This is a genomic window from Limnohabitans sp. (assembly GCF_017848645.1).
Classification (GTDB): domain Bacteria; phylum Pseudomonadota; class Gammaproteobacteria; order Burkholderiales; family Burkholderiaceae_C; genus Limnohabitans_A.
In genome coordinates, this window is record NZ_JAFEIF010000061.1 from 1 (window position 1) to 23,373 (window position 23,373).

General features: G+C 61.9%; 24 protein-coding genes. 11 read left to right on the forward strand and 13 right to left on the reverse strand.

Annotation, left to right across the window (positions count from 1 at the left end; all coding sequences use genetic code 11):
• A partial coding sequence (locus QZ190_RS13580) for a response regulator (RefSeq protein ID WP_291917181.1) occupies positions 1-382 on the reverse strand: 382 nt, incomplete at its 3' end.
• Positions 383-518: 136 nt separating this feature from the next.
• On the opposite strand from QZ190_RS13580, the gene QZ190_RS13585 reads away from it, so the two are divergent.
• The 4 genes from QZ190_RS13585 (at position 519) to QZ190_RS13600 (ending at position 4,543) form a co-directional block, all read left to right on the forward strand.
• Positions 519-1,493, forward strand: coding sequence for a tripartite tricarboxylate transporter substrate binding protein (locus QZ190_RS13585; RefSeq protein WP_291917183.1), 975 nt, complete (start codon positions 519-521; stop codon positions 1,491-1,493).
• Positions 1,490-1,954, forward strand: coding sequence for a tripartite tricarboxylate transporter TctB family protein (locus QZ190_RS13590; RefSeq protein WP_291917184.1), 465 nt, complete (start codon positions 1,490-1,492; stop codon positions 1,952-1,954). Before QZ190_RS13585 ends, QZ190_RS13590 begins: the two co-directional genes overlap by 4 nt.
• A gap of 12 nt (positions 1,955-1,966) precedes the next feature.
• Complete coding sequence (locus QZ190_RS13595; RefSeq protein ID WP_291917186.1) at positions 1,967-3,463, forward strand: tripartite tricarboxylate transporter permease; 1,497 nt, start codon at positions 1,967-1,969, stop codon at positions 3,461-3,463.
• Positions 3,464-3,541: 78 nt separating this feature from the next.
• Positions 3,542-4,543, forward strand: coding sequence for a tripartite tricarboxylate transporter substrate binding protein (locus tag QZ190_RS13600; RefSeq protein WP_291917188.1), 1,002 nt, complete (start codon positions 3,542-3,544; stop codon positions 4,541-4,543).
• An 81-nt stretch (positions 4,544-4,624) separates the two neighbouring features.
• Here QZ190_RS13600 and QZ190_RS13605 read toward each other — a convergent pair whose 3' ends face one another.
• The 8 genes from QZ190_RS13605 to QZ190_RS13640 all read right to left on the reverse strand — a co-directional run bounded on the left by QZ190_RS13605 (position 4,625) and on the right by QZ190_RS13640 (position 13,781).
• Positions 4,625-5,620, reverse strand: a complete 996-nt coding sequence (locus tag QZ190_RS13605) for an ABC transporter ATP-binding protein (RefSeq protein ID WP_291917190.1) — start codon at positions 5,618-5,620, stop codon at positions 4,625-4,627.
• Positions 5,617-6,585 (reverse strand): ABC transporter ATP-binding protein, encoded by a 969-nt coding sequence (locus tag QZ190_RS13610; protein WP_291917192.1) that lies wholly within the window; start codon positions 6,583-6,585, stop codon positions 5,617-5,619. The genes QZ190_RS13605 and QZ190_RS13610 overlap by 4 nt, the downstream gene beginning before the upstream one ends.
• Positions 6,582-7,493 (reverse strand): ABC transporter permease, encoded by a 912-nt coding sequence (locus tag QZ190_RS13615; RefSeq protein ID WP_090141625.1) that lies wholly within the window; start codon positions 7,491-7,493, stop codon positions 6,582-6,584. Before QZ190_RS13615 ends, QZ190_RS13610 begins: the two co-directional genes overlap by 4 nt.
• A 2-nt stretch (positions 7,494-7,495) precedes the next feature.
• The gene (locus QZ190_RS13620) at positions 7,496-9,085 is read right to left on the reverse strand and encodes an ABC transporter substrate-binding protein (protein ID WP_291917194.1); all 1,590 of its coding nucleotides are present in this window, start codon (positions 9,083-9,085) and stop codon (positions 7,496-7,498) included.
• A 41-nt stretch (positions 9,086-9,126) separates the two neighbouring features.
• Positions 9,127-10,377, reverse strand: a complete 1,251-nt coding sequence (locus QZ190_RS13625; protein ID WP_291917196.1) for a M20 aminoacylase family protein — start codon at positions 10,375-10,377, stop codon at positions 9,127-9,129.
• Positions 10,378-10,379: 2 nt separating this feature from the next.
• Positions 10,380-11,360, reverse strand: a complete 981-nt coding sequence (locus tag QZ190_RS13630) for an ABC transporter permease (protein ID WP_291917198.1) — start codon at positions 11,358-11,360, stop codon at positions 10,380-10,382.
• Positions 11,360-12,958 (reverse strand): ABC transporter substrate-binding protein, encoded by a 1,599-nt coding sequence (locus QZ190_RS13635; protein WP_291917222.1) that lies wholly within the window; start codon positions 12,956-12,958, stop codon positions 11,360-11,362. Before QZ190_RS13635 ends, QZ190_RS13630 begins: the two co-directional genes overlap by 1 nt.
• Positions 12,959-13,079: 121 nt before the next feature.
• On the reverse strand, positions 13,080-13,781 hold the full coding sequence (locus tag QZ190_RS13640) for a DUF3047 domain-containing protein (protein ID WP_291917224.1): 702 nt from the start codon (positions 13,779-13,781) through the stop codon (positions 13,080-13,082).
• Positions 13,782-13,896: 115 nt separating this feature from the next.
• Here QZ190_RS13640 and QZ190_RS13645 point away from each other — a divergent pair, with 115 nt between their 5' ends.
• The gene (locus QZ190_RS13645) at positions 13,897-14,850 is read left to right on the forward strand and encodes a tripartite tricarboxylate transporter substrate binding protein (protein WP_291917200.1); all 954 of its coding nucleotides are present in this window, start codon (positions 13,897-13,899) and stop codon (positions 14,848-14,850) included.
• 52 nt (positions 14,851-14,902) lie between these two features.
• Here the strand turns inward: QZ190_RS13645 and QZ190_RS13650 are convergent, their stop codons facing one another.
• Both QZ190_RS13650 and QZ190_RS13655 read right to left on the reverse strand, forming a co-directional pair.
• Positions 14,903-16,237: a hypothetical protein gene (locus QZ190_RS13650; RefSeq protein ID WP_291917202.1), complete on the reverse strand. Its 1,335-nt coding sequence runs from the start codon at positions 16,235-16,237 to the stop codon at positions 14,903-14,905.
• Positions 16,238-16,418: 181 nt separating this feature from the next.
• Entirely contained in the window at positions 16,419-17,453 is a 1,035-nt protein-coding gene (locus QZ190_RS13655) for a porin (protein ID WP_291917204.1), read from the reverse strand.
• A 348-nt stretch (positions 17,454-17,801) separates the two neighbouring features.
• Between QZ190_RS13655 and coq7 the strand changes: the two genes are divergently transcribed.
• On the forward strand, positions 17,802-18,425 hold the full coding sequence (coq7, locus tag QZ190_RS13660) for a 2-polyprenyl-3-methyl-6-methoxy-1,4-benzoquinone monooxygenase (protein WP_291917206.1): 624 nt from the start codon (positions 17,802-17,804) through the stop codon (positions 18,423-18,425).
• A gap of 93 nt (positions 18,426-18,518) precedes the next feature.
• Here coq7 and QZ190_RS13665 read toward each other — a convergent pair whose 3' ends face one another.
• Entirely contained in the window at positions 18,519-18,971 is a 453-nt protein-coding gene (locus QZ190_RS13665; RefSeq protein WP_291917208.1) for an OsmC family protein, read from the reverse strand.
• Positions 18,972-19,260: 289 nt separating this feature from the next.
• Here QZ190_RS13665 and ilvA point away from each other — a divergent pair, with 289 nt between their 5' ends.
• Positions 19,261-20,808, forward strand: a complete 1,548-nt coding sequence (gene ilvA, locus QZ190_RS13670) for a threonine ammonia-lyase, biosynthetic (RefSeq protein WP_291917209.1) — start codon at positions 19,261-19,263, stop codon at positions 20,806-20,808.
• 40 nt (positions 20,809-20,848) lie between these two features.
• Here ilvA and QZ190_RS13675 read toward each other — a convergent pair whose 3' ends face one another.
• Positions 20,849-21,325 (reverse strand): type II secretion system protein N, encoded by a 477-nt coding sequence (locus QZ190_RS13675; protein ID WP_291917211.1) that lies wholly within the window; start codon positions 21,323-21,325, stop codon positions 20,849-20,851.
• Positions 21,326-21,346: 21 nt separating this feature from the next.
• On the opposite strand from QZ190_RS13675, the gene gspG reads away from it, so the two are divergent.
• The 4 genes from gspG to QZ190_RS13695 form a co-directional block, all read left to right on the forward strand.
• Positions 21,347-21,820: a type II secretion system major pseudopilin GspG gene (gene gspG / locus QZ190_RS13680; protein WP_291917213.1), complete on the forward strand. Its 474-nt coding sequence runs from the start codon at positions 21,347-21,349 to the stop codon at positions 21,818-21,820.
• Positions 21,795-22,283 carry a prepilin-type N-terminal cleavage/methylation domain-containing protein gene (locus QZ190_RS13685; RefSeq protein WP_291917215.1) on the forward strand — a complete coding sequence of 163 codons (489 nt, stop codon included), beginning with the start codon at positions 21,795-21,797 and terminating at the stop codon, positions 22,281-22,283. The genes gspG and QZ190_RS13685 overlap by 26 nt, the downstream gene beginning before the upstream one ends.
• Positions 22,280-22,633 (forward strand): type II secretion system minor pseudopilin GspI, encoded by a 354-nt coding sequence (gspI, locus tag QZ190_RS13690; RefSeq protein WP_062402216.1) that lies wholly within the window; start codon positions 22,280-22,282, stop codon positions 22,631-22,633. The genes QZ190_RS13685 and gspI overlap by 4 nt, the downstream gene beginning before the upstream one ends.
• Positions 22,633-23,373, forward strand: a 741-nt coding sequence (locus QZ190_RS13695; protein WP_291917220.1) for a type II secretion system protein J, incomplete at its 3' end; no start/stop codon positions are given. The genes gspI and QZ190_RS13695, both read left to right, overlap by 1 nt.

Consider the following 23,373-nt stretch of genomic DNA (forward strand, 5'->3'; position numbering starts at 1 on the left):
TGCTTTTGACGCGGCCATGGCGGCGCAGCAGCACCTGCAAACGGGCTTCAAGTTCACTCAAATCAAAGGGCTTGGGCAAGTAATCGTCGGCGCCCATGTTCAGGCCCAACACCCGGTCCGGCACGCTGGCACGCGCTGTCAAGACCAGCACTGGCACCGCATCGCCCCGGGCACGCAAGGCCTGCAGCACGCTCAGGCCGTCTTGGCCCGGCAACTGCAAATCGAGCAGCACCGCATCAAAACCGTGACCCGGTTGCAGACAGCGCTCGGCCGCATGGCCGTCGGTGGCAAATTCAACCGCCATGCCGCCCTGACGCAAGGCGGTGCCCAGCCACAGGGCAATGTCGGGGGTGTCCTCCACCAGCAGGATTCGGGGGCTCATAAGGGGCTGAGGGTATTCACTGAAAGGATTTGACAGGTGATTGACAGCTTCACACCGGGCTCGGCACCACAATCGTGCCACCTGCCCATGGTGCGTGCCTGGCAGTGGTGTTTTTATTTTCACACAGGAGACCTGCATGTCCATTTCCAAACGCGACTTCCTCGCCCTCGGCGCTGCCGCTGGTGCTTCGTTCACCCTGCCCGCCTGGGCTCAGGCCAAGCCCCTGATCGCCAGCATCAACATGTTTGTGCCCGCTGCCCCAGGCGGCGGCTGGGACGGCACGGCCCGCGCCATCGAACGCGCAGCCAAAGCCGCTGGCCTGGTCGGCACCATGCAGTTTGAAAACGTCGGCGGCGCTGGCGGCATGGTGGGCCTGCCCCGTTACGTGAACCAGCGCAAAGGCCAGGGCAACAGCCTGATGGTCGGTGGCTCGGTCATGATCGGCGCAGGCATTGCCAACAAGAGCCCCGTGACCATCAAGGACGTGACCCCAATTGCCCGCCTGACCGAAGAAGCCGGCGTTATCGTGGTCCCGGCCAACGGCAAGATCAAGACCTGGAAAGAACTCGAAGCCGCCATCAAGGCCAACCCCAAGGCCGTGTCGGTCGCAGGTGGCAGCGCAGGCGGCACCGACCACCTGATTTTGGGCATGTTGATCAAAGCCCTGGGCAAAAACCCCCGCGAAGCCGCTTATGTGGCATTTGCAGGCGGCGGCCCCGCCAACGCCGCGATTTTGGGCGGCCAAGTGTCGGCCGGCATCTCGGGCTATTCCGAGTTTGAAGAGCAAATCAAGGCGGGTCGCATGATCCCGCTGGCGGTGTCCGGCAAGCGCCGCATTCCTGGCGTGAACGTGCCCACCCTGACCGAGTTGGGCATCAACGTGACCGAGTCCAACTGGCGTGGCGTGTTTGCGCCCCCCGGCATCTCGGCCGCGCAGCGCGAAGCCATGATCGACTTTGTCACCAAACTCAACGCGTCTGCGCAGTGGAAGCAAGAGCTCGAAACACGCAAGTGGACCGACGCCTTCATGACCGAGCGTCCTTTTGAACGCGACCTGGCCAAGGACATTGCCGACAAGGAAGTCCTGATGAAAGAACTGGGCCTGGCATGACGCCTTTTCGCGTAGCCCTTTTGCTGGCTGTCCTTTGCGGGGTGGCCGCTTGGCAGGTCTCGGTCATTCCTGTATCCATGATGCAGATGACCGTGGGTCCTGTGCTGGCTCCGGGGGTGATCGTGGCAGCGCTGAGTGTTTTCGCCGTGTTGTACGGCGTGAGCGCTTGGCGCGGTCGCCAAACCGACGAAAGCCAGGCACCAGACCAGTCGCCTCTGCCCGGCGCCAACATCCGTGTGCTCAGCTTGCTGGGCGGTGGCGTGGCCTTCATCGTGCTGGTGATTCCCTTGGGTTTTGTCATTCCCGGCACCCTTTGCGGCATGGGCGTGGCCCGCGCGTTTGACGCGCCCCTGGGCCTCAAATCGGCCCTGATCTGCGCCGCCATTGCCAGCACCTTCTGGTTTGTATTTGCCCAATTGCTGGGCGTGGGTTTGGGCCCTGCACTGCCCTGGTTGATTTGAATCGGATTCCCCATGGAAGCTTTTGACGCCCTGATGGGTGGCTTTGCCATTGCCTTGCAACCGACCACCTTGATGTGGGGCTTTGTGGGCTGCTTTGTCGGTACGCTGGTCGGTGTGCTGCCCGGCATTGGCCCGGCGCTGACCATCGCCTTGCTGCTGCCCCTGACCTACCATGTGCCCGCGACCAGCATGTTCGTCATGTTCGCAGGCATTTATTACGGCGCAGCCTATGGGGGGTCGACCACCTCCATCTTGCTCAACACCCCGGGCGAATCAGCGGCCGTGGTCACGGCCCTTGAGGGCAACAAAATGGCCCGGCGTGGCAGGGCTGGCCAAGCCTTGGCCACTGCGGCTATCGGCAGCTTTGTGGCCGGCACCATCGGCACCCTGGCCCTGACTTTTGTGGCCCCTTGGGTGGTCGAAGCGGCTCTGGCTTTTGGCCCGGCCGAATACTTCAGCCTCATGGTCTTGTCGGTGGTGGCCGTGTCGGCCGTGCTGGGCAACTCCATGCTGCGCGGCCTGGTGGCGCTCGGCCTGGGCTTGCTCTTGGGCATGGTGGGGGTAGACCTGCAAACCGGCCAGCCCCGCTTCACCTTTGGCCGCCCCGAACTGCTGGACGGCATCGAGGTGACGGTGGCGGCCGTGGGCCTGTTTGCCGTGGGCGAAGCGCTGTACCTGGCTTGGCAAGGGCGCGAGTCCAAAGGCGGCGAGGTCATGAAGCTCTCGGGCAGCCTGTGGATGAGCAAACAAGACTGGGCGCGCTCGTGGAAAGCCTGGTTCCGTGGCGCTTTTTTTGGCTTTCCCATCGGCGCCATGCCCGCAGGCGGGGCCGAACTGCCCACCTTGTTGTCGTACTACACCGAGAAAAAACTCTCCAAACACCCCGAAGAATTCGGCCACGGGGCCATCGAAGGTGTGGCCGGGCCTGAAGCGGCCAACAACGCCGCCGCTGCGGGTGTGTTGATGCCACTGCTCACCTTGGGCATCCCCACCTCGGCCACCGCAGCCATCATGCTGTCGGCCTTTGAAGGCTACGGCATCCAGACCGGCCCGCAACTGTTCAGCCAACAAGGCAGCCTGGTGTGGACACTGATCGCCAGCCTGTACATCGGCAACGTGATCTTGCTGGTGCTCAACCTGCCGCTGGTCAGCCTGTGGGTCAAACTTCTCAAGATTCCGCCGCCTTGGCTCTACGCGGGCATCATCGTGATCTCCACCGCTGGCGTGTACGGCGCAGGCAACTCGGTCTTCAATGTGGGCTTGCTGTTTGTGTTCGGCCTGCTGGGTTACATCATGCGGCGCTTTGACTTCCCGGCCGCGCCGCTGATCGTGGGCCTGATTTTGGCCCCCTTGGGTGAACAATCGATGCGCCAGGCGCTGACCATCAGCCAAGGCGACTGGTCCACTTTCTTCACTCGGCCTTTGTCGGGCAGCCTGATGGCGGTATCCGTATTGCTGCTGCTGGCCCCGACACTTTGGCGACAGTTGCGACGCCGCGCGAAAGATTGATGCGTGTTAACCCGCTTCAAATAGAACGCAATTTTTGCTTTGATATGGGTTCCTTTTTCTCAACAAGAACCCAGAGACATGCAAGACCCCCGATCTTCCCTCATTCCCCGCCGCGACTACCTCAAGTGGATGGGCGCTGCCGGCCTGGCCGCCACTGGTGTTACCACGCACGCGCAATCCGCCTGGCCCAACAAGCCCATCCGCTGGATCGTGCCGTTTGCACCTGGTGGCACCTCCAGCATCGTGGCACGTACCATCGCGGCCGAACTGACCAAGCAAATGGGGGTGTCCTTCATCATCGACAACAAGGGCGGTGGCGGGGGCGTTCCGGCCATGCAAGAGATGATGCGCACGCCGGCTGATGGCTACACCATCGTCATGAGCCACATTGGCCTGATGGCGGTCAACCCGCTGATTTACCCCGACAGCGGCTACGACGTGAACAAGGACTTTGTGCCGGTCACCCTGCTCTCGCGCGTGCCCAGTTTGTTTGTGGTGCACAAAGACGTGCCCGTGACCGACCTGAAACAGCTGATTGCCTACGTCAAGGCCCGTCCTGGCCAACTCAACTACGCCTCGGCCGGCAACGCCAGCGCAGGGCACCTGGCCATGGAAGCGCTCAAGCTGGCCACAGGCATGTTTGTCACACACATCCCTTACCGGGGCACAGGTCCTGCACTCAATGATGTGCTCGCTGGACGCATTCAGTTGTTTTCGGCTGGCACGCCCGCCCTGCTGCCGCACATCAAAAGCGGTGCTTTGCGCTGCCTGGCCACGGGCACGACGGAGCGTATCCCGGTGTTGCCCGATGTGCCCACCGTGGCCGAGAGCGGGCTCAAGGATTTTGAAACTGTGCAGTGGTATGGCATCACCGCGCGGGCTGGCACGCCGCCTGAGATCATTCTCAAGCTGCAGCAAGAATGCGCCAAGGTCATGAAGTCACCCGAAGTGATCGCCAAATACGCGGCCGAGAGCGCCATCCCGGGTGGCGGCCCGTCCAGCGAATACGCCGCGTTCATTGCGCGTGAACAAACACGCTGGAAAGACGTGGTCATCAAAGGTCAGATCAAACCCGGATAAACCGCGACACGCGACACGCGACACGCTACACACGCCACGGGTGCGGCAGGCATGTGCGTCAGCGTGACGCACATGCAACGATCACACCACCGCGTGGCAAGCGATCTTGATGCCTTTGAAGTCGCGCAGCGGCGGGCGCTCGGCGCGGCAAATGTCGGTGGCCTGAGGGCAGCGCGGGTGGAAAGTGCAGCCGCTCGGCGGATTGAGCGGGTTGGGCACCTCGCCTTGCACCGGGGTGCGGGCGCGGCCGGTATCGTGCATCTTCGGAATCGCGTCCAGCAGCATGCGGGTGTAGGGGTGCTGCGGGTTGCCAAACAGGGTGTGTTTGTCGGCCAGCTCCACCAGTCGGCCCAAATACATCACGCCCACCTGGTCACTCACATGGCGCACCACGGCCAGGTTGTGGCTGATGAACAAATAGGTCAGACCGCGCTCGCGCTGCAGGTCTTTCATGATGTTGAGCACCTGCGCCTGCACGCTCACGTCGAGCGCGGAGGTCGGCTCGTCACACACCAAAAATTCCGGCGCGGTGGCCAAAGCGCGGGCGATCGAGATGCGTTGACGCTGACCGCCCGAGAACTGGTGCGGGTACTTGACCATGTCGAGTGGCGACAAGCCCACCGACTTGAGCAACTCGGCCACACGGGCTTTGAGCTCTTCGGCATCGCTGATCAGGCCGTGCTCTTTGAGCGGCTCACCAATGATGTTGTCCACCGTCCAGCGTGGGTTCAGGCTGGCATAGGGGTCTTGGAAAATCATCTGGATGCGCTGGCGCATGGCCTTGGCATCGTTCGATTTGAAGGCTGCGTGCGCGTCTTGGCCATCGAAGGTCAGGCCGCCGCGTGTGGGCTCGTACAGGCCCACCAGCAAGCGGGCCACGGTGCTTTTGCCGCAACCGGACTCGCCCACCAAAGCGAGTGTTTTGCCGCGCTCGATCTCGAAGCTCACCCCGTCCACGGCGTTGAGCATCTGGCGCGGCTTGCGCTCGATCACACGGTTGAGCCACGGGGCCGACACGTCAAAGGTTTTGGCCAGGTCGTGCGCCACGACCAAAGGCAGCTTTTTTTGTTCGCTCATGCTGCGCTCCCGTCGTGCAGCCAGCAAGCGGCTCGGGTTTCACCCGCTTGGACCAAATCGGGTCGGTCTTGCTTGCAGCGGTCAAAGGCTTTGGGGCAGCGCGGGTTGAAGGCACAACCTTGCGGGATGGCGTTCAGGCGCGGCATGGCGCCGTCAATTTGGTTCAGGCGTTCGCGGTCACTGTCCATGTCGGGGATCGAGGCCATCAGGCCAGCGGTGTAAGGGTGTGCGGGGTGATTGATGACCTGGTGCACTGGGCCGATTTCGGCCACACGCCCGGCGTACAACACGGCCACGCGGTCGCAGGTCTCGGCGATCACGCCCATGTCGTGCGTGATCAGCATGACGGCAGCGCCCCGGTCCTTGCAGACCTTTTTGAGCAAGCTGATGATCTGCGCCTGGATGGACACATCGAGCGCCGTAGTCGGCTCGTCGGCCACAATCAGTTGCGGCTCAGCTGCCAATGCCAGCGCAATCACCACACGCTGGCGCATGCCGCCCGAGAACTGGTGCGGGTAATGGTCAATGCGTTCTTCGGCGGCGGAAATACCGGTGTCCTTGAGGAGCTGAATGGCGCGTTGCCGCGCCTCTTGCGGGGTCACGGGCAGGTGGGCCAGGATGGTTTCGGTCAATTGCCTGCCGATGGAATACAGCGGGTTGAGCGAAGTCAGCGGGTCCTGAAAAATTGCGCCAATCTTGCGGCCCCGGATGTGGCGCATCTCGTCGTTGTTCAGGTGGTCGATGCGCTGGCCTTCGAGCAAAATTTGCCCCCCCGCCACACGGCCCGGCGGCTCCAGCAGGCCAATGATGGCCGCGCCCGTGAGCGACTTGCCCGCGCCGGACTCACCCACCACCCCCAGAATTTCACCAGGGGCGATGTCGAAAGAAATATCGTCCAGCGCACGCAGCGTGCCGTGGCGGCTGGGGAATTCCACCACCAGGTTTTTGACTTGTAAAAGACTCATCGCAATCTCGGATTCAGCGCGTCGCGCAACCAGTCACCCAGCAAGTTGACCGACAGGGCGATCAGCACCAGCATCAGGCCCGGGAAAATCGTGATCCACCACTCGCCCGAGAACAAATAATCGTTGCCCACGCGAATGAGCGTGCCCAGCGATGGCGAGGTGGGCGGTGCGCCCACCCCCAGAAACGACAGCGTCGCCTCGGTGATGATGGCCGTGGCCACCTGGATGGTGGCCAGCACCATGACCGGGCCCATCACGTTGGGCAGCACATGCTTGACCATGATGCGCAGCGAGGGCACGCCCGTCACACGCGCGGCTTGCACGTATTCCTTGTTGCGTTCCACCAACGTGGTGCCACGCACCGTGCGGGCGTATTGCACCCAACCCGTGAGCGAGATCGAGATGATCAGCACGCCAAAGGCCAGGGACTCGTGCGCGTTGGGAAACAGCGCACGACCCACACCCGCGATCAAAAGGGCCACCAAAATGGCGGGGAAAGACAGCATCACATCGCACAGGCGCATGAGCAAGGCGTCGATCCAGCCCCCCCGAAAACCGGCCAGCAAACCCAGACCCACGCCCACCACCACCGACAAAATGACGGATGCCAGGCCCACCACCAAGGAGATGCGCGAGCCGTAGATGATGGCCGACAAAATGTCCCGGCCCTGGTCATCGGTGCCCAGCAAGAACTTGGTGCTGCCACCCTCCATCCAGGCCGGGGGCAAGCGGGCGTCGCTCAGCTCCAGCGTGGCCAGATCAAACGGGTTGGTGGGTGACACCCAGCCGGCGAACACGGCCGCGAAGAGGCACACAAAGGCAATCGCCGCCGCCACCATGGCGGTGGGCGACTGGCGAAAGCTGTAGCCCACATCGCTGTGGAGCCAACGGGTCAAGGCATTGCTCATGGTCACTTCACAGAGATGGACTTGAAGGGCATGTAGTTGTCACCACGCTGGACCAGGGTGACCTTTTTGCTGGTGCCCCAGGCCAAGGCCTGTTGGTGCAAAGGCAGGTGACCGATGTCGGCGCTGTGCAGCTCAAAGGACTCGCGGATCATGGCGTTGCGCTTGGCCTGGTCGGTCTCGCTTTGCACCTTGATCATCAACTCGTCGACCTTGGGGTTGCAGTAAGAGCCCAGGTTGAACTGGCCTGCACCCTTGTCGTCGGGGCAACGCATCAGCGCGTTCAGGGCGTTGTGTGCGTCATAGGTGCTGGGGGTCCAGCCCAACAAATAGAAGCTGGTGTCGCGGCGCAGGATTTTGGGGAAATACGTGCCCTTGGTTTCGGCCTTGAGGTTGACCTTGATGTTCACGCGTGCCAGGTTGGCCGCCACGGCTTCGCAGATCTGGCCGTCGTTCACATAGCGGTCGTTCGGGCAGTTCATGTCGATGGTGAAGCCTGTGGGGTAACCGGCTTCGGCCAGCAGCTTTTTGGAGGCCTCGGGGTCGAAGGGCAGGCGCTTGTTCAGATCGGGGTTGAAGCCGTTGATGCCCGGGCCCACCATCAGGGCGCTGGGGTTGGAGGCACCGCGCATCACCACGCGCTTGATGCCTTCGATGTCGATGGCTTGGTAGAAGGCCTGGCGCACGCGCTTGTCCTTGAAGGGGTTCTTGCCCTTCACGCTGGAATACAGCAACTCGTCACGTTTTTGGTCCATGCCCAAAAAGATGGTGCGAAGCTCGGGAGCCACCAAGGCGCGGGCATTGGGGCTGGCGTTGATGCGGGGCACGTCCTGCACAGGCACGGGCTCCATCACGTCGATCTCACCGGACAACAGGGCCGCGACGCGGGTGGGGTCGTTGGCAATGACCGAGAAGATGACCTCGTCCACATTGCCTTCGATCTTGCCCCAGTAGTTGCCGTTGCGAACAAAAGTGGTGCGCACATTGGGCTGGCGCTCGCGCAAGCGGTAGGGGCCTGTGCCGTTGGCGCGGAAGGAAGCGGCGTTTTCAATGCCTTTGCGGCGGTCCACCGGGCGCGTGGCCTGGTTGTCCTCGCACCACTTCTTGCTCATGATGTACACGGTCGACAACACGTTGGGCAAGATGGGGAACGGGGCCTTGGTCTCGATCTCGATGGTGTGGCTGTTGATCTTGCGCACTTCCTTGATGTCGTTGGTGTTGCTGCGCATGTCCGAGCCTTCACCTGCAGCGCGGTTGAGCGAGAACACCACGTCGTCGGCGGTGAAAGGCGTATCGTCATGGAAGCGCACGTTCTTGCGCAGTTCAAAGCGCCACACGGTGGGCGAGGTCTGCTTCCACGAAGTCGCCAGGCCCGCCTCGAACTTCAGGTCTTTGCTGACACCGACCAGCGATTCATAGACGTTGTTGGTCACGCTCAGTTGCAGCGACTCGTTGAGCGAATGCGGGTCCATGGACAAGGCATCGCCCTGGTTGGCCACGCGCAGTGTGGCCGCGTGGGCACCGCCCGCAGCCAAGGCCAAGGCAGACACCACGGCCAAAGCGGTCAATGTGCGGTTAAAGGAATGCATGCGCATGAAAAACTCCTGATAGTGGTCAGTGAAAGAGGTTGAAAAAATCATGAACTGCTCAAGGCAGAACTCAATGGCAAAGCCTGCTCGATCAAGCTGGCATGTAAAGCTGCACCCAAGGGCAGGATGTCGTCGTTGAAGTCGTAGCGGCTGTTGTGCAGCGGATGCGGGCCAGGGCCATGCGGCAGGCCTTGGCCAATGCGGATGTATGCGCCGGGCTTGGCCTGGAGCATGAACGAGAAATCTTCGCCGCCCATGCTGGGCAGCATGTCGCGCCAGACCTTGTCTTCGCCCACCAAAGCGGCTGCCACGTCGCAGGCAAACTGCGCTTCGGGCACGGTGTTCACGGTGGCGGGGTAGACGCGCTCGTAAGTCAGTTCGGCCGAGGCCCCAAAGCCTTGGGCCACGCCGTTGCACAAGGCGCGCAGGCGGTCTTCGATCTGGTCTTGCACGCGCTCGCTGTAAGTGCGCACCGTGCCCACCAAGGTGGCCTCGCCCGGGATCACGCTCATGGCGCCGGGGTGGCCGGCCTGCATCGAGCAGATGCTGATGACCGCTTGGTCGAAAGCCGACAGGTTGCGCGAGACCACGCTTTGCGCGGCCGTGATGATGTGGCCGGCCACCAGCACCGGGTCCACACCTTGGTGCGGGCGTGCGCCATGTCCGCCTTTGCCGATGATGCGGATCTCGATGCGGTCTACCGCCGCCTGCATGGGGCCGGGGGTGATGCCGATCACGCCCAAGGGCGTCTCGGGGGAGTTGTGCTGGGCATAGACCTGCTCGCAGGGAAAGCGCTCAAACAGGCCGTCTTGCATCATGGCGCGGGCACCCGCGTAGCCCTCTTCTCCGGGCTGAAAAATCAGCACGGCCGTGCCATCAAAACGACGGGTTTCAGCCAGATAACGCGCCGCACCCATCAGCATGGCGGTGTGGCCGTCGTGGCCACAGCCGTGCATCAGGCCGGGCGTGCCCGATTTCCAGGTGCATTCGTTGTGCTCGGTCAACGGCAGCGCGTCCATGTCGGCACGCAGGCCGATCATGCGGCCCGGGTTGCTCGCCGAGCGGCCCTGGCCATGCACCAAAGCCACCACGCCGGTTTTGCCGATGCCGGTGTGGATGCTGTCCACGCCACAGACCTTGAGCATCTCGGCCACGCGGCCCGAGGTGTAGACCTCTTCAAAGCCCAGCTCGGGGTGGGCGTGCAGGTCGCGCCTAAAGGCCGTGAGCTCAGGGTGAAACTGGGCAATGCGCGCAAACGCCGCCCCGTGCCCCAGCACCGATTGCAAAGAAGCGCCCACGGTCAATGTCCTCCGGGTTTGCCCACGCGCAGGCGCGGGTCCACCACAAAGTAGAGCAAATCGACGATCAGGTTGATGACCACAAAGATCAACGCGATCAGGCACAGGTAGGCGGCCATGACCGGGATGTCGGCAAACGTCACCGCCTGGATGAACAGCAAGCCCATGCCGGGCCACTGGAAGACCGTCTCGGTGATGATGGCAAACGCAATCAGGCCGCCCAGCTGCAGCCCGGTGATGGTCATGACCGGCACCAGGGTGTTCTTGAGCGCATGGCCAAAGTGGATGGCGCGGTTGGACAGGCCGCGAGCCCGGGCGAACTTGATGTAGTCGGTGCGCAGCACCTCCAGCATTTCGGCGCGCACCAGGCGCATGATGAGCGTGAGCTGAAAGATCGCCAGCGTCACGGCCGGCAGCACGATGTGGTGCCAACCCTTGGCCGTCATCAAACCGCTCGACCACCAGCCCATTTGCACCACGTCACCCCGGCCAAAGCTGGGGAACCAGCCGAGCATCACCGCAAACACCAGAATCAGCAAAATACCGATCAGGAAGGTGGGCAGTGACACCCCCAAGAGCGACACCGTCATGATGAGCTGGCTGGCCCAGGTGCCCCGGCGCAAGGCCGCGTACACCCCCATGGGAATGCCAATGACCAAGGCCAAAGAGGCAGCCACCATGGCCAGCTCCAAGGTTGCGGGCAAGCGCTCGGCGATCAGGCGCGACACCTTGGCACCTTGGCGCAGGCTCAGGCCAAACTCGCCTTGAACGGCGTTGACCAAAAAGTGGCCAAACTGCACAAAGAAAGGTTGGTCCAGACCCAGGTCAGCCCGCAGCAGGTCGATCTGTTCTTTGGTGGCGTCTTGCCCCAACAAGAAGACCACCGGATCACCCACGTACTGGAACAACAAGAAGGCGATGAAAGCGACCGTGACCATCACGATCACGGCCTGAATCAGCCGCTGCAAAATGAAAGCGAGCATCAGTTGACCTTGATCAGTGTCCAGTCGAGGCGGTTGTCAGGACGATGGACCACCTCGACGTTTTTCTTCATCGCCCAAGGGATCACCTGGTTGTGCAGCGGGATGTGAGAGACCGTGTCGTTGGACAACTGCAGGCCTTCGGTCAGCAGGCGGTCACGCACGGGCAAGTCGGTCTCGGTTTTGACGCGGTCCACGATGTAGTCCATGCGCGGATTGCTGTAGCGGCCCACGTTGTAGTTGCCGTCGCCACCCGTGCCCACCGAGCGGGTGAGCGACTGCAGGCTGTACAGCGCGTCAAAGGTCGGCACGCCCCAGCCCAGCATGTAGATGCTCGCTTCGTAGCGCTGGATCATGGGGAAGTAAGTCACCAAAGGCATGGTGCGCAGCTTGGCTCTGATGCCCGCTTTGGCCCACATGGCCGTGATGGCCTGACAGATTTCTTCGTCGTTGATGTAGCGGTTGTTCGGGCAGGCAAAGTCCACCTCAAAGCCATTGGGGTAACCGGCTTCGGTCAGCAGCTTTTTGGAGGCGTCCAGCGAATAAGGGAAACGGGTGTCCACGGCCTTGGTCCAGCCATTGACCTGCGGAGCCACCAAGGCACCCGTGTTTTGCGACAGGCCGCGCATGGTCACGCGATGGATGGTGTCCATGTCGATGGCCTGGTACAGCGCCTTGCGCACCTTCACATCCTTCAGAGGGTTCTTGCCCTTGACGTTGGAGCCAGGCAGCTCATCGCGGTGCTGGTCCATGCCCAAAAAGATGGTGCGGTTTTCAATGCCGTCGACCACCTTCAGGTTGGCGTTGTTGCGCATGCGGCCCAAGTCTTGCGGGCTGGGGTCGAGCACCAAGTCGATCTCGCCCGAAAGCAGGGCTGCTGCGCGCGTGGCTTCGTTCTTGATGGGGGTGTAGATGATTTCAGTCACGTTGGTGGCGGCATCTGACCAGCCCCACCAGTTGGGGTTTTTCACCAGCGTCAACTTTTGGTCAGGCTGCCAGTCTTTGACCATGTAAGCGCCGCTGCCCATGGCGTTGCGGTGGGCAAAGTTCTCTTCCTTGGTCTTGATGTCCTTGGGCTCCACCGACTTGTTCTTTTCAGCCCAGGCTTTGCTCATGATGCGCAGCTCGGTCAGCTGGTTGAGCAGCACCGGGTTGGGCCCGCTCAAGATGATGTCCACCGTGTTGGCGTCGACCTTGACAACGCGGCTCATGCCCTGGGTGTAAACGTTGAAGTTGGAGGTTTTGGCGCGGGCACGCTCCAAAGAAAAAGCCACATCGTCAGCCGTCAAAGCAGAACCATCGCTGAACTTGACGCCTTTGCGCAAATTGAAGCGGTATTGCGTGGGTGACATTTCGCGCCAGGAGGTGGCCAGGCGGGGCTCGATCTTGAAGGTCTTGCTGTTGTAGTAAACCAGCGAGTCAAAGATGGCGGCGTGCACGCCGTTGCCCAAGGCATTGTTTTGCGAATGGATGTCCAGCGTGGGGATGTCACTGGCGCTGGTCCATTTGAAGGGCTTGGCCTGTACCAAGCCAGCGGTCATCACGCCGGCCAAGACCAAAGCAGCGGTCAGGGCACTGGGCAGCACGGCGGCGGGGGTCATCTTCTTCATCAAAACACCTCGGTGAAAAAAAGTTAGGTAACCTGCGAGTATGCAACATTCGCGCCCGCTCTGAGGGCAGGGAATTCCCCCAAATGCACTGTCGCGCACCGGACTGGGGCGTTCAATCCAGACGGATCGGGCCATACCAGGCGCGCGTGCTGCTGCGGGTGTTGTCCGTGTCGGTCATGATGGCCAGCCCCAGCAAGGCCCCAGGCGGCTCGCCAAAGGCCTTTTCAAAATCGGCCCGAATATCCCGGTGGTATCGCAACCACTGCCCCACTCGCCCCGCGCCCGATTCCACCGCCAGTTTGCGGATGCGATCGGTTCTGGGGTTCACGATCACCGACTCGGCCGGGCAGTCGTTGCACCACACGTACATCAGCGTGGCATAGGGCAGGGGCTCGCCCGTCAGGCTGAGCGTCAACTCGCTGAGCAGCTGGTTTTGCGTCGAAAAACGCTGTCTGTCACCCTCAAACACCAAAATCAAACGGGCCGGGGAGTCTTCGGCTTCACGCTGACGCATGTCCGCTGCGGCAATCAGCTGATCCACCTGCCAATCAAACTGCAATGCACCCAATTGGTCTGGGGGAATGTGCAAGGCCTGCCGCAACATGCTGGCCGAGGATACAGCCTCGGCCAGCAAGGCGTCGCGCGGGCCTTGCGGGGCCACCCGGTAGGCCGTGAGCAATTTGCCTGGCAAGCGCATGGCCTGCCATTGCGACTTGTCTTGCGCGCTGAACTGGAGAGGCAACTGGCGCAAGACCTGTGGCGGCTTTTCCTGGGGTGCATCGACCGACCAAAGGGCACAGCCGCTCAACAGCATCACGCTGCTACACAGCGCTGCATACCGCGCTAAAAAAGACAATGGTGTGCCTGGTTTTATCATGCTGTATCAACACTTTTTCTGGATGTTGCTCATGTTAAGCCGACGCCTTGTGATGCATGCAGCCCTTTTGTCTGCGGGGTTTTCCAACATGGCTTGGGCACAGGCTGTTTTTCCTTCCAAACCCCTGCGCATCGTGGTGCCTTTTGGAGCAGGGGGTGTGGCCGACCTGACAGCGCGTGCTGTGGCGCAGCAGCTGTCGGTCAATCTGGGCCAAGCCGTGGTCATTGACAACCGGCCTGGCGCAGGCGGCATCGTGGCGGCCGAGCTGGTGGCCAAGGCCGAGCCCGACGGCCACACCCTGCTGCTCATGTCCAACGGCACCGCCGTGAGTGCAGGCCTGTTCAAGTCCTTGCCCTTCAACCCGCGCACCGACTTTGCGCCCGTGTCCTTGCTGGGCTTGTTTGACATCGCCATCGTGGTGCCAGAGTCGTCACCGCACAAAAGCCTGGCCGAGCTGATCGGCTTTGGCCGCACCCACCCGGGCCAACTGAACATCGGCACCATCAACATCGGCAGCACCCAGCACCTGGCCGCCGAGCTGCTGCGCACCCAGGCCAACCTGATCGCGCAAATCATCCCCTACAACGGCACACCTGCCGTCATCAACGCCCTGCGAGGCGGTCAGATCGATGCGGCGGTGGAGATTCTGGGGCCGCTCAAACCCCAAATCAACGCCAAGACCGTTCGGCTGCTGGGCGTGATGGGCACGAACCGGCCCAAAGACCAGCCCCAAGTTCCGGTGGTGCGTGAGCTGCCTGGCCTGAGCAACTTCAATGTGGCTTCATGGAACGCTTTGGCGGCCCCAGCCAAAACGCCGCAGGCCGTGGTCAAGCGGCTGAACGCCGAAGTGGTCAAAGTGCTGGCCGACCCAGCCATGGTGCAGCGCCTGGCCGGATTCAACGTCCAAGCGCAATCGAGCACATCTGGCCAGCTGGCCCAACTGCTGGATGCCGACATCCAGCGCTGGAGCGATGTGATTCAAAAAGCCGGGATTCCTCAACAGTGAAGAGTGCCTGCAGTCCTTCGATCCAAGGGCCGCAAGACCGATGCGCGGTGGGTCAGCGCGGGGCAATGCGCGTGGCCAAAGGCCGCGGCGTGTACTCCGTCTGAAACCGGCACTCGGCCGCTTGTGCGGGGCGCAAGGCCAGGCACCGCTGGGCAATGCCCACGGGCGTGGGCTTGGTGCCCTGATTGACCCAAGCCAGCAAGGCTTCAAAGAGCGGCGGGTAGATCGCCTCACCCAGGTAACTGTGCTCGGCGGAGTCCACAAAGGTTTGCACCAAGCGAGCGCCGTTGCCTGACGCCTCCATGCGCAGACGCAGGGTGTCGCTGCCCTCCACAAACACCGTCGAATCCCGGATGCCATGGGCCGTCAACACCGGCACCTTGAAGCGTCCACGGTGGTTGACATCGGCATCGAACCTGGCGCTGGCTTGCGGGTCGGCTTTGAAGCGCAGCACGGCCGCATTCAGGGCGGCGTCGTTGGCAGAGCCGCTGTACTTGACCGTGTCATTGCCAAACGGGCTGGCACCGCCGCTTTTGGTGACCACATCGCGCAAAGTGAAGGTGCCCCAATTCAGATGCCCGGCAATGGAGTTTTCCGGTATTTTCAAAACATCGACGATGGTTTTGATTTTTTGGGCTTGTTCTGGACTGCGTTGTGCGGCGGGTTTGCGCACACCCAAACAATCGTTGACCCGCGTGGCCAACTCGGCTGCAGTCATTTGGCTGTCGGCCGGCAGCCCCAACGACAAGGCGTACGAAGGCTCATCGGGGCGTGGGTGGTTTTGGCAAAGGTGCTGATAAATCGCGCGCAAGTCCAAGCGGAAGTCGTAGGTGGCGGGACCGGCGACCACGCCACTGGTCAGCAAGATGCCCTCCCAGGATTGGGGGTACAGCTCCGCCGCACGCGTGGCCACCATGGCACCCCAGGATTGCCCATGCAGCAGGGTCCTTTGTGGCTTGGCCACATGGTCCACAAAGATGCGCCGGACACGTTCTGTGTCTTCTGCGGCTGTGGTGACCGCAAACCCGCCCTGCCTGAAAACCGACCCGGCCCACGCGTGGCCTTCGGTCAAGGTAATGGACCAGCGCTGGATGTCTTCGTCTGCTCTGGAAGCTTTGGGCTCACCCAAAGCGGGGCCACCATGCGCATGGACCACCAGCACGCCGCTCCATTGGGCAGGTTTGGCCAGCAAGTAGTGCGAACCCGCAGAGTCCTGCCCCCGCCAACACTGCACGCCAGCAGGCACACCCGCTGGACAGGCCACCTGCGCGGGCGGCACCTCTTTGGGCGTGCTGGCGCAGCCCGACAACAACAGCACGCCTGCAATGGACAGGCCCAAGCTCACAGCGGTGCAACGTGAACGCAAAGAAATACGGGAATAGGGCATGAAAAAATCCTGCGAATTACCCAATTTATCAGCCCGGGCTTTCAGCAGTACCCGTGTTATCCCTTGCCTGCTTGGATTTTCTGGGTTGACCACACCAGAGGCCAGTCGAAAAAAAACCCACCGTGTGACCACGGTGGGTTTTTTGTCTTTTAAATCTCAGCTGACTTGCGTCAGCTTTGAATTAGAAGGAGTGCTTGATACCGAAGTCGTAACCGCTGGACTTCTCGTTTGCACCTGTGACAGAGCCGTTCAAAGCCACCGCAGCGCCACCTTTGTTCTTCACAGATGCGAAGGTTGCGTACAGGTCTGTGCGCTTGCTCAGGCCATAAACATAACCAACAGCGAACTGGTTGCTCTTCTTGTCAGCTTGTGCTGTGCTGGACATCGAAGCGCGAACAGTACCGGCACCCAGAGGAGCGGTAGCACCAATCAAAGAGCCCTTGATGTCAACTGCGCCGTCAACTTGAGTCTTGTTGGATTGGGCCATCAAGCGGACAAAGCCCAGGTTGTAAGCACCGGCAATGTTGGATGTCTTGTTGTCAGTAGCCACAGCAACTTTAGTTGTAGATGTAGCGAAAGCCAAGTTCAATGGGCCGTTGTCATAGGTCAAACGGATGGCGTTGCCGTCACCTGCTTTAACAGCCGCTGTAGAAGCGTTCTCACCCATGTAGGTCTGGACCCAGACTTTAACGCCGCTGAAAGAAGGCGACAGGTAGCCGATGCTGTTCGAAGCACGAACGCCAGTCACGCCGCCTTTGTTGAAGGCAATGTTGGTGCCCACGCCGTTTGTGCCAAACGGATCAAAAGCTGTTTCCGTCCAGAACTGAGGCGTGTAGTCACGGCCCAGACGCAGTTCACCGAAGCCGCCTTCGAGGCTCAGAGTGGAGCGACGGTTAAAAGTCAGGCCTTGTGTACCAGCGTTAGCACCAGTCACAGCTTGGTTGTTTGTGTTGGATGCGGCGGCAGTGCCATCATCGTTGTTCACACCGGCTTCCAGCCAGAAGGAAGCCTTCAAGCCTCCACCCAGGTCTTCCGTACCACGGAAGCCAATTCGGCTGCTGTTGTAACCAGAGTTCTTCAACTGGGTTTTGTCGCTGACAGAACCAGAACCCTTGGCGTAGGCCGCGTCAACCACGCCGAACAAGGTCACAGAAGATTGAGCGAAAGCGGTGCCAGAAGCTGCCAAAACAGCCAGGGCAATCAGAGATTTTTTCATTGCAAGTTTCTCCAAGGTTAAACAAGGGCCCGAATCAGGAGGGCGAATATCACCCATCGAAACCCTGAGCCAACCTCCACATCAGGAAGTTGTTTGTATTCCACCAGACGACTGTGTGTTCGCCAAGACATTCGACCAAGAAATGTTCTTTTCGTTGCAAGCATGCAACAACCCTCCGTATTTACCCTCATTTTTGACGTCTAAATTACATTTTTATCAATTGCGACAAGGACTTTGCGTTTGTTTTGAATCAAATTTATCAACAGTTATAAATTCAACAATCTGCAGCCATCCACGGACAATTTCGTCCTTTTCGCCTCGAAGTGATCGATTGTTTACACTTGGCACATGATCAACGCCCTGATTTTGGCCGCCGACAGCGCCCTGCGCACCTTGTGGGCCGAGCCCCGTGCCAGCCGGCCCAATCCCGCCGCTTCGGTCACCGAGTTGCAGCTGAACGATGCCGAGCGCCGCCAGGCCGGGGCGCTGATGCGCATCAACCATGTGGGCGAGGTTTGCGCCCAGGCGCTGTACACCGGGCAGGCCTTGGCTTGCCGCGATCCGGCCTTGCGTGCCCAGCTGGCAGAAGCCAGCCGCGAAGAAACCGACCACCTGGCCTGGACGCAGCAGCGGCTGCATGATCTGAACGACCGCCCCTCCCTGCTCAACCCCCTTTGGTATGCGGGTGCCTTTGCCATTGGATTTGCGGCGGGCAAGATCGGCGGCGACAAAATCAGTCTGGGTTTTGTGGTCGAGACCGAGCGCCAGGTCGAAGCCCACCTGCAAAGTCACATGGATTTACTGCCTGCGGCCGACACCGCATCGCGTGCGATCGTCTCGCACATGAAAGCCGACGAAATCGCCCACGCCCAGATGGCCATGAAGTCCGGTGCCGTGGAGCTGCCCACCCCCATCAAGTCGGTCATGCAAATGGCAGCCAAAGTCATGACCACGGTAGCGCACCGGGTTTGAGTGCTTACTGAGAGGGCGCAAGCACAGGCTGTCGAGTTCCGGTGAATTTCAGCTTGTGGAATTAATGGAAATCAATTCCATCAACTCAAGGGCTTAGGCAGCGTCCACCACCTCAAAACTGGTCGTGATCTCGGCCGTTTTGCCCAGCATGATGCTGGCCGAGCAGTATTTGTCGTGGCTCATGGCGATCGCCCGCTCCACGGCGCTGGCGGGCACGCCCTTGGCCGTGACGGTGAAGTGCATGTTGATCTTGGTGAAGACTTTGGGGTCCACCTCGGCGCGTTCGCTGCTGATCTTGACGCTGCAGCCGCGCACGTCGTGGCGCCCCCGCTTGAGGATCAGCACCACGTCATAGGCAGTGCAACCGCCGGTGCCAGCCAACAGCATTTCCATGGGGCGGGGTGCGAGGTTCTGGCCGCCGTTTTCGGGTTTGGCCGCGTCGGGCGCGCCGTCCATGTTGACGATGTGGCCCGAGCCCGTTTCGGCGACAAAGCCCATGCCCGAACGAGTGCCGGCCGCGCCGGTCCAGGTGACTGTGCATTCCATTGTTGTTTCCTTGTTTGTCATCCCTGCTGAGCGCAGGTCACTTGATGGGTTTTGGAGGTGGTCAACTTTACAAGTTTTTGCACTTCGAGACTGTCAACTTGCTGCAACGCAACAAAAACGCCCGTACAATTGCGAACAAGCGTGCTTTTTTAGCCCGCACCGGTTGTCTCCTCCACCCTCTGAAAAGGTGGATTTGCCCCAAGTCGCAAGACTTGGGGCATTTTTTTTGGCCGTTATCATCAAGCCCACACTTTTTAGGCGATGCGGCACCTCTGCCATCGCACCGGACATGACGACCCCACACCTGAACCCCGCCGACTACCTGATCAAAATCCTCAACGCCAAGGTCTATGACGTGGCCAGCGAGTCGGCTCTGGAAACCGCCAAAAACCTGTCGCGCCGCCTGGGCAACCAAGTGCTGCTCAAGCGCGAAGACCAGCAGCCCGTGCACAGCTTCAAGCTGCGCGGGGCTTACAACAAGATGGCGCACCTCAGCCCTGAGCAACTCAAAAAAGGCGTGATCTGCGCCTCGGCCGGCAACCACGCACAAGGCGTGGCGCTCAGCGCCAGCCGCCTGGGGACCCGCGCCGTGATCGTCATGCCCACCACCACGCCGCAGGTCAAGATCGATGCGGTCAAAGGGCTGGGCGGCGAAGTGGTGCTGTTTGGTGACAGCTACTCCGACGCCTACAACCACTCGCTGGCGCTGCAAAAAAAGCAGGGCCTGAGCTTTGTGCACCCCTTTGACGACCCGGACGTGATCGCCGGTCAGGGCACGATCGCCATGGAAATGCTGCGCCAGCACCAAGGGCCGCTGGATGCGGTGTTTGTAGCCATTGGCGGCGGCGGTCTGATCAGCGGCGTGGCCAACTACATCAAGGCGGTGCGCCCGGGTGTCAAGGTGATTGGCGTGCAGATGAACGACTCCAACGCCATGATCCAGTCGGTGGCCGCCCAGCAGCGGGTGACCTTGGCCGATGTGGGCTTGTTTTCGGACGGCACGGCCGTGAAGCTGGTGGGCGAAGAGACCTTCCGCGTGGCCAGCAACCTGGTGGACGACTACATGACGGTGGACACCGATGCGGTGTGCGCGGCCATCAAGGACATTTTTGTGGACACACGTTCCATTGTGGAGCCCGCTGGTGCCCTGGCCGTGGCCGCCATCAAACAGTATGTGGCTGCGCACAAATGCAAAGGCCAGACCTTTGCGGCCATCTTGTGCGGCGCGAACATGAACTTTGACCGCCTGCGCTTTGTGGCCGAACGCGCCGACGTGGGTGAAGAAAAAGAAGCCCTGTTTGCGGTGACCATTCCCGAAGAGCGCGGCAGCTTCAAACGCTTTCTGGAGTTGATCGGCAGCTTGCCCGGTGGCCCGCGCAATGTGACCGAGTTCAACTACCGGATGAGCGACTCGGACAAAGCCCATGTGTTTTTGGGTTTGAGCACCCACGGCAAGGGCGAAAGCGCGAAGATCGCGGCCAAATTCAACAAGCAGCAATTCAAGGCGATTGACCTGACGCACGACGAGCTGGCCAAAGAACACATCCGCCACATGGTGGGCGGGCACTCGGCGCTGTCGCAAGACGAGCGCCTGCTGCGCTTTGAATTTCCCGAGCGCCCCGGCGCTTTGCTGAAATTTCTGAGCCTGATGCGCCCGGGCTGGAACATCAGCCTGTTCCACTACCGCAACCAGGGCGCGGACTACGGCCGCATTCTGGTAGGCCTGCAGGTACCGCCCAAGGACGACAAAGCCTTTGACAAATTCCTCAAAACGCTGGGCTACCCGTATGCGGAAGAGACCGACAACCCGGTGTACCGCCTGTTTTTGCGCGCCTGAGACGCCTCACAAGCCCGCTCGGCAGGCCATTCCAGATGCTTCAAGGCGCCTTGTCGATGCCGGGCAAGCTGAGTGAAAAAAGAGCAGCGCCTTGCGCGCTGGCACCCAGCTGGGCTTGCTTAGGCCCCAGACCTTGCAAAACCACACCCTCCGTCACGGTCTGCCCCACCCGAAAAGCCCGGGGCGGCTGGCCGTCGACCGCGATCAGGGCGCTGCCCTGACCTGAAGCCCCGGCCACCACACCCCAAAGCTGAAAGCGCGAGGATTGGGCGATGCTGACCTCCGGTGCTGGCGCTTGCACGCCCCACGCCCGGGCCAGGTACACCGAGGGTTGCAAGGCCGATGCGGCTGTGGCTTGGCCTGCGCTGTGCACCACAGGCACACCCTGCACCGCGCTGCCTGAAGGGAAATTCAGCACCCAAAACACCGCGCTGGCAGCCGCTGCACACCAAAGCAGAGCGGCCCCAGCACCGGGCCAGAACTTGGCGCTTTTTGGGGAGGGCAAGGTTTGTAACATGGGCGGATTATGATCGAAGGCATGCAAGACATCGCCACACTCTCCGCCCCCAATTCTGTGACCGCTGCGGCCCGCCCAGCGCCAGCCCTCCAACGCGGCTTCACCCTGATCGAGCTGATGGTCGTGCTGGCCATCATCGGCGTGCTGGCCGCCCTTATCGTGCCCAATGTGCTGGGCCGCGCAGACGACGCCCGCATTACCGCTGCCCGCACCGATGTGGGCAACCTGATGCAGGCGCTCAAGCTCTACAAGCTGGACAACCAGCGCTTTCCCAGCACCGAGCAGGGCCTGAAAGCGCTGATCCTCAAGCCCACCACCGAGCCCGTGCCCGGCAACTGGAAGCCTTATCTGGACAAACTGCCCAGCGACCCCTGGGGCCGTCCTTACCAATACCTGAACCCCGGCATCAAGGGTGAGGTGGATGTGCTGTCCTTTGGCGCTGACGGTCAGGCCGGCGGTGAGGGCAACAATGCCGACCTCGGCAGCTGGCAGTAAACGCCCCCCCGCCCTGCCCCCGGGCTTCACACTGCTGGAGCTGCTGGTGGTGGTGGCCTTGATCGCCGTGGCCACAGCGGGCGTGAGCCTGTCGCTGCGAGACAGCGCCCACAGCGCCCTGCAGCGCGACGCCGAACGCCTAGCCGTGCTGCTGGAGACCGGGCGCGCCCAGGCCCGCGCCAACGGCCTGCCCGTGGTCTGGCGCACACAAGACCCGGCACCCAACACTGTGCAAAGCTTTGTGTTTGAAGGCCTGCCGCCACCCGGCCTGCCGCAAAACTGGCTGGCCGACAGCACCCGCGCCACCCCCGGCAGCGCCATCACTTTGGGGCCAGAGCCCCTGATCGAGCCCCAGGCCGTGGCCTTGTCGGCGCCGCAGTCGCCCGGCCAGACCCTGTGGGTGGTGACCGACGGGCTGCGGCCCTTCAAAGTGCAAACCTCGCGCGAACAGGCGCCGCCATGAAGCAGCGCGGCTTCACCCTGATCGAAGTGCTGGTGGCTCTGGGCATCACGGCGGTGGCGCTCATGGCGGGCTTGCAGGCCACAGGCTCGCTCAGCCGCAATGCCGAACGCCAGACCGTGAGCATGCTGGGCCAAATCTGCGCCGACAACCAATTGATCGCGCTGCGCTTGCGCAGGCAACTGCCGGACACGGGCAACACCAGCGTGGAATGCACGCAGGCCGGGCGCTTGCTGCAGGTCGAGGTGTCGGTGCGGCCCACGCCCAACCCGAATTTCAGGCGCGTCGATGCGCGGGTGCTGGACCAGGGCGCCTATGTGCTGCAGGTGTCCACCGTGATGGGGCGCAACTGATGGCCGCGCAACTGATGCAGTCCACCCGACAAACCACTCGCGGCTTCACCCTGATCGAGGTGATGGTGGCCATCAGCGTGATGGCCTTGATGAGCCTGATGGCCTGGCGCGGGCTGGACGGCATGCTGCGCAGCCAAAGCAGCCTGCAAAGCCGCTCGGACGAGATCCGCAGCCTGCAAGCGGGCCTGGCGCAGTGGCAAACCGACTTGGACCAATTGGCCGAGCTGAGCGGCACGCCCAGCTGGGACTGGAATGGCCAGGTGCTGCGCCTGACGCGGCGCACCGCCGACGCACCTTTGCCCAACAGCAACCCCAACACAACATCCCCCCAAACCAGCCCAGTGCCCGCCAGCGTGCGCGTGGTGGCCTGGACCTGGCGCAGCGACCCGGGCCGACCCGGCGGCGGCGATTGGCAGCGTTGGCAGTCTCCGCCCTTGAGCCAACGCCAGGACTGGCAAAGCGCCTGGGCCCTGGCCGCGCAGTGGGGCCAGACCGCCAACGACAGCACCCGCGCCGGACAGATTCAGATCCACCCCTTGTCGGGCTGGCAGCTGTTTGTGCACCGGGGCGGCAGCTGGGCCAACCCCTTGTCGAGCGATGCCGTGACCGCGGGCACGCCAGGCAGCCCGAACACCAACGCCCCCGCCAAAACAGCGCCCACCGCCACCACCCCCGACGGCGTGCGCCTGGTGCTGACGCTGCCCCCCGGCCCTGCGGGCGCGGGCCCACTCACCCTGGAC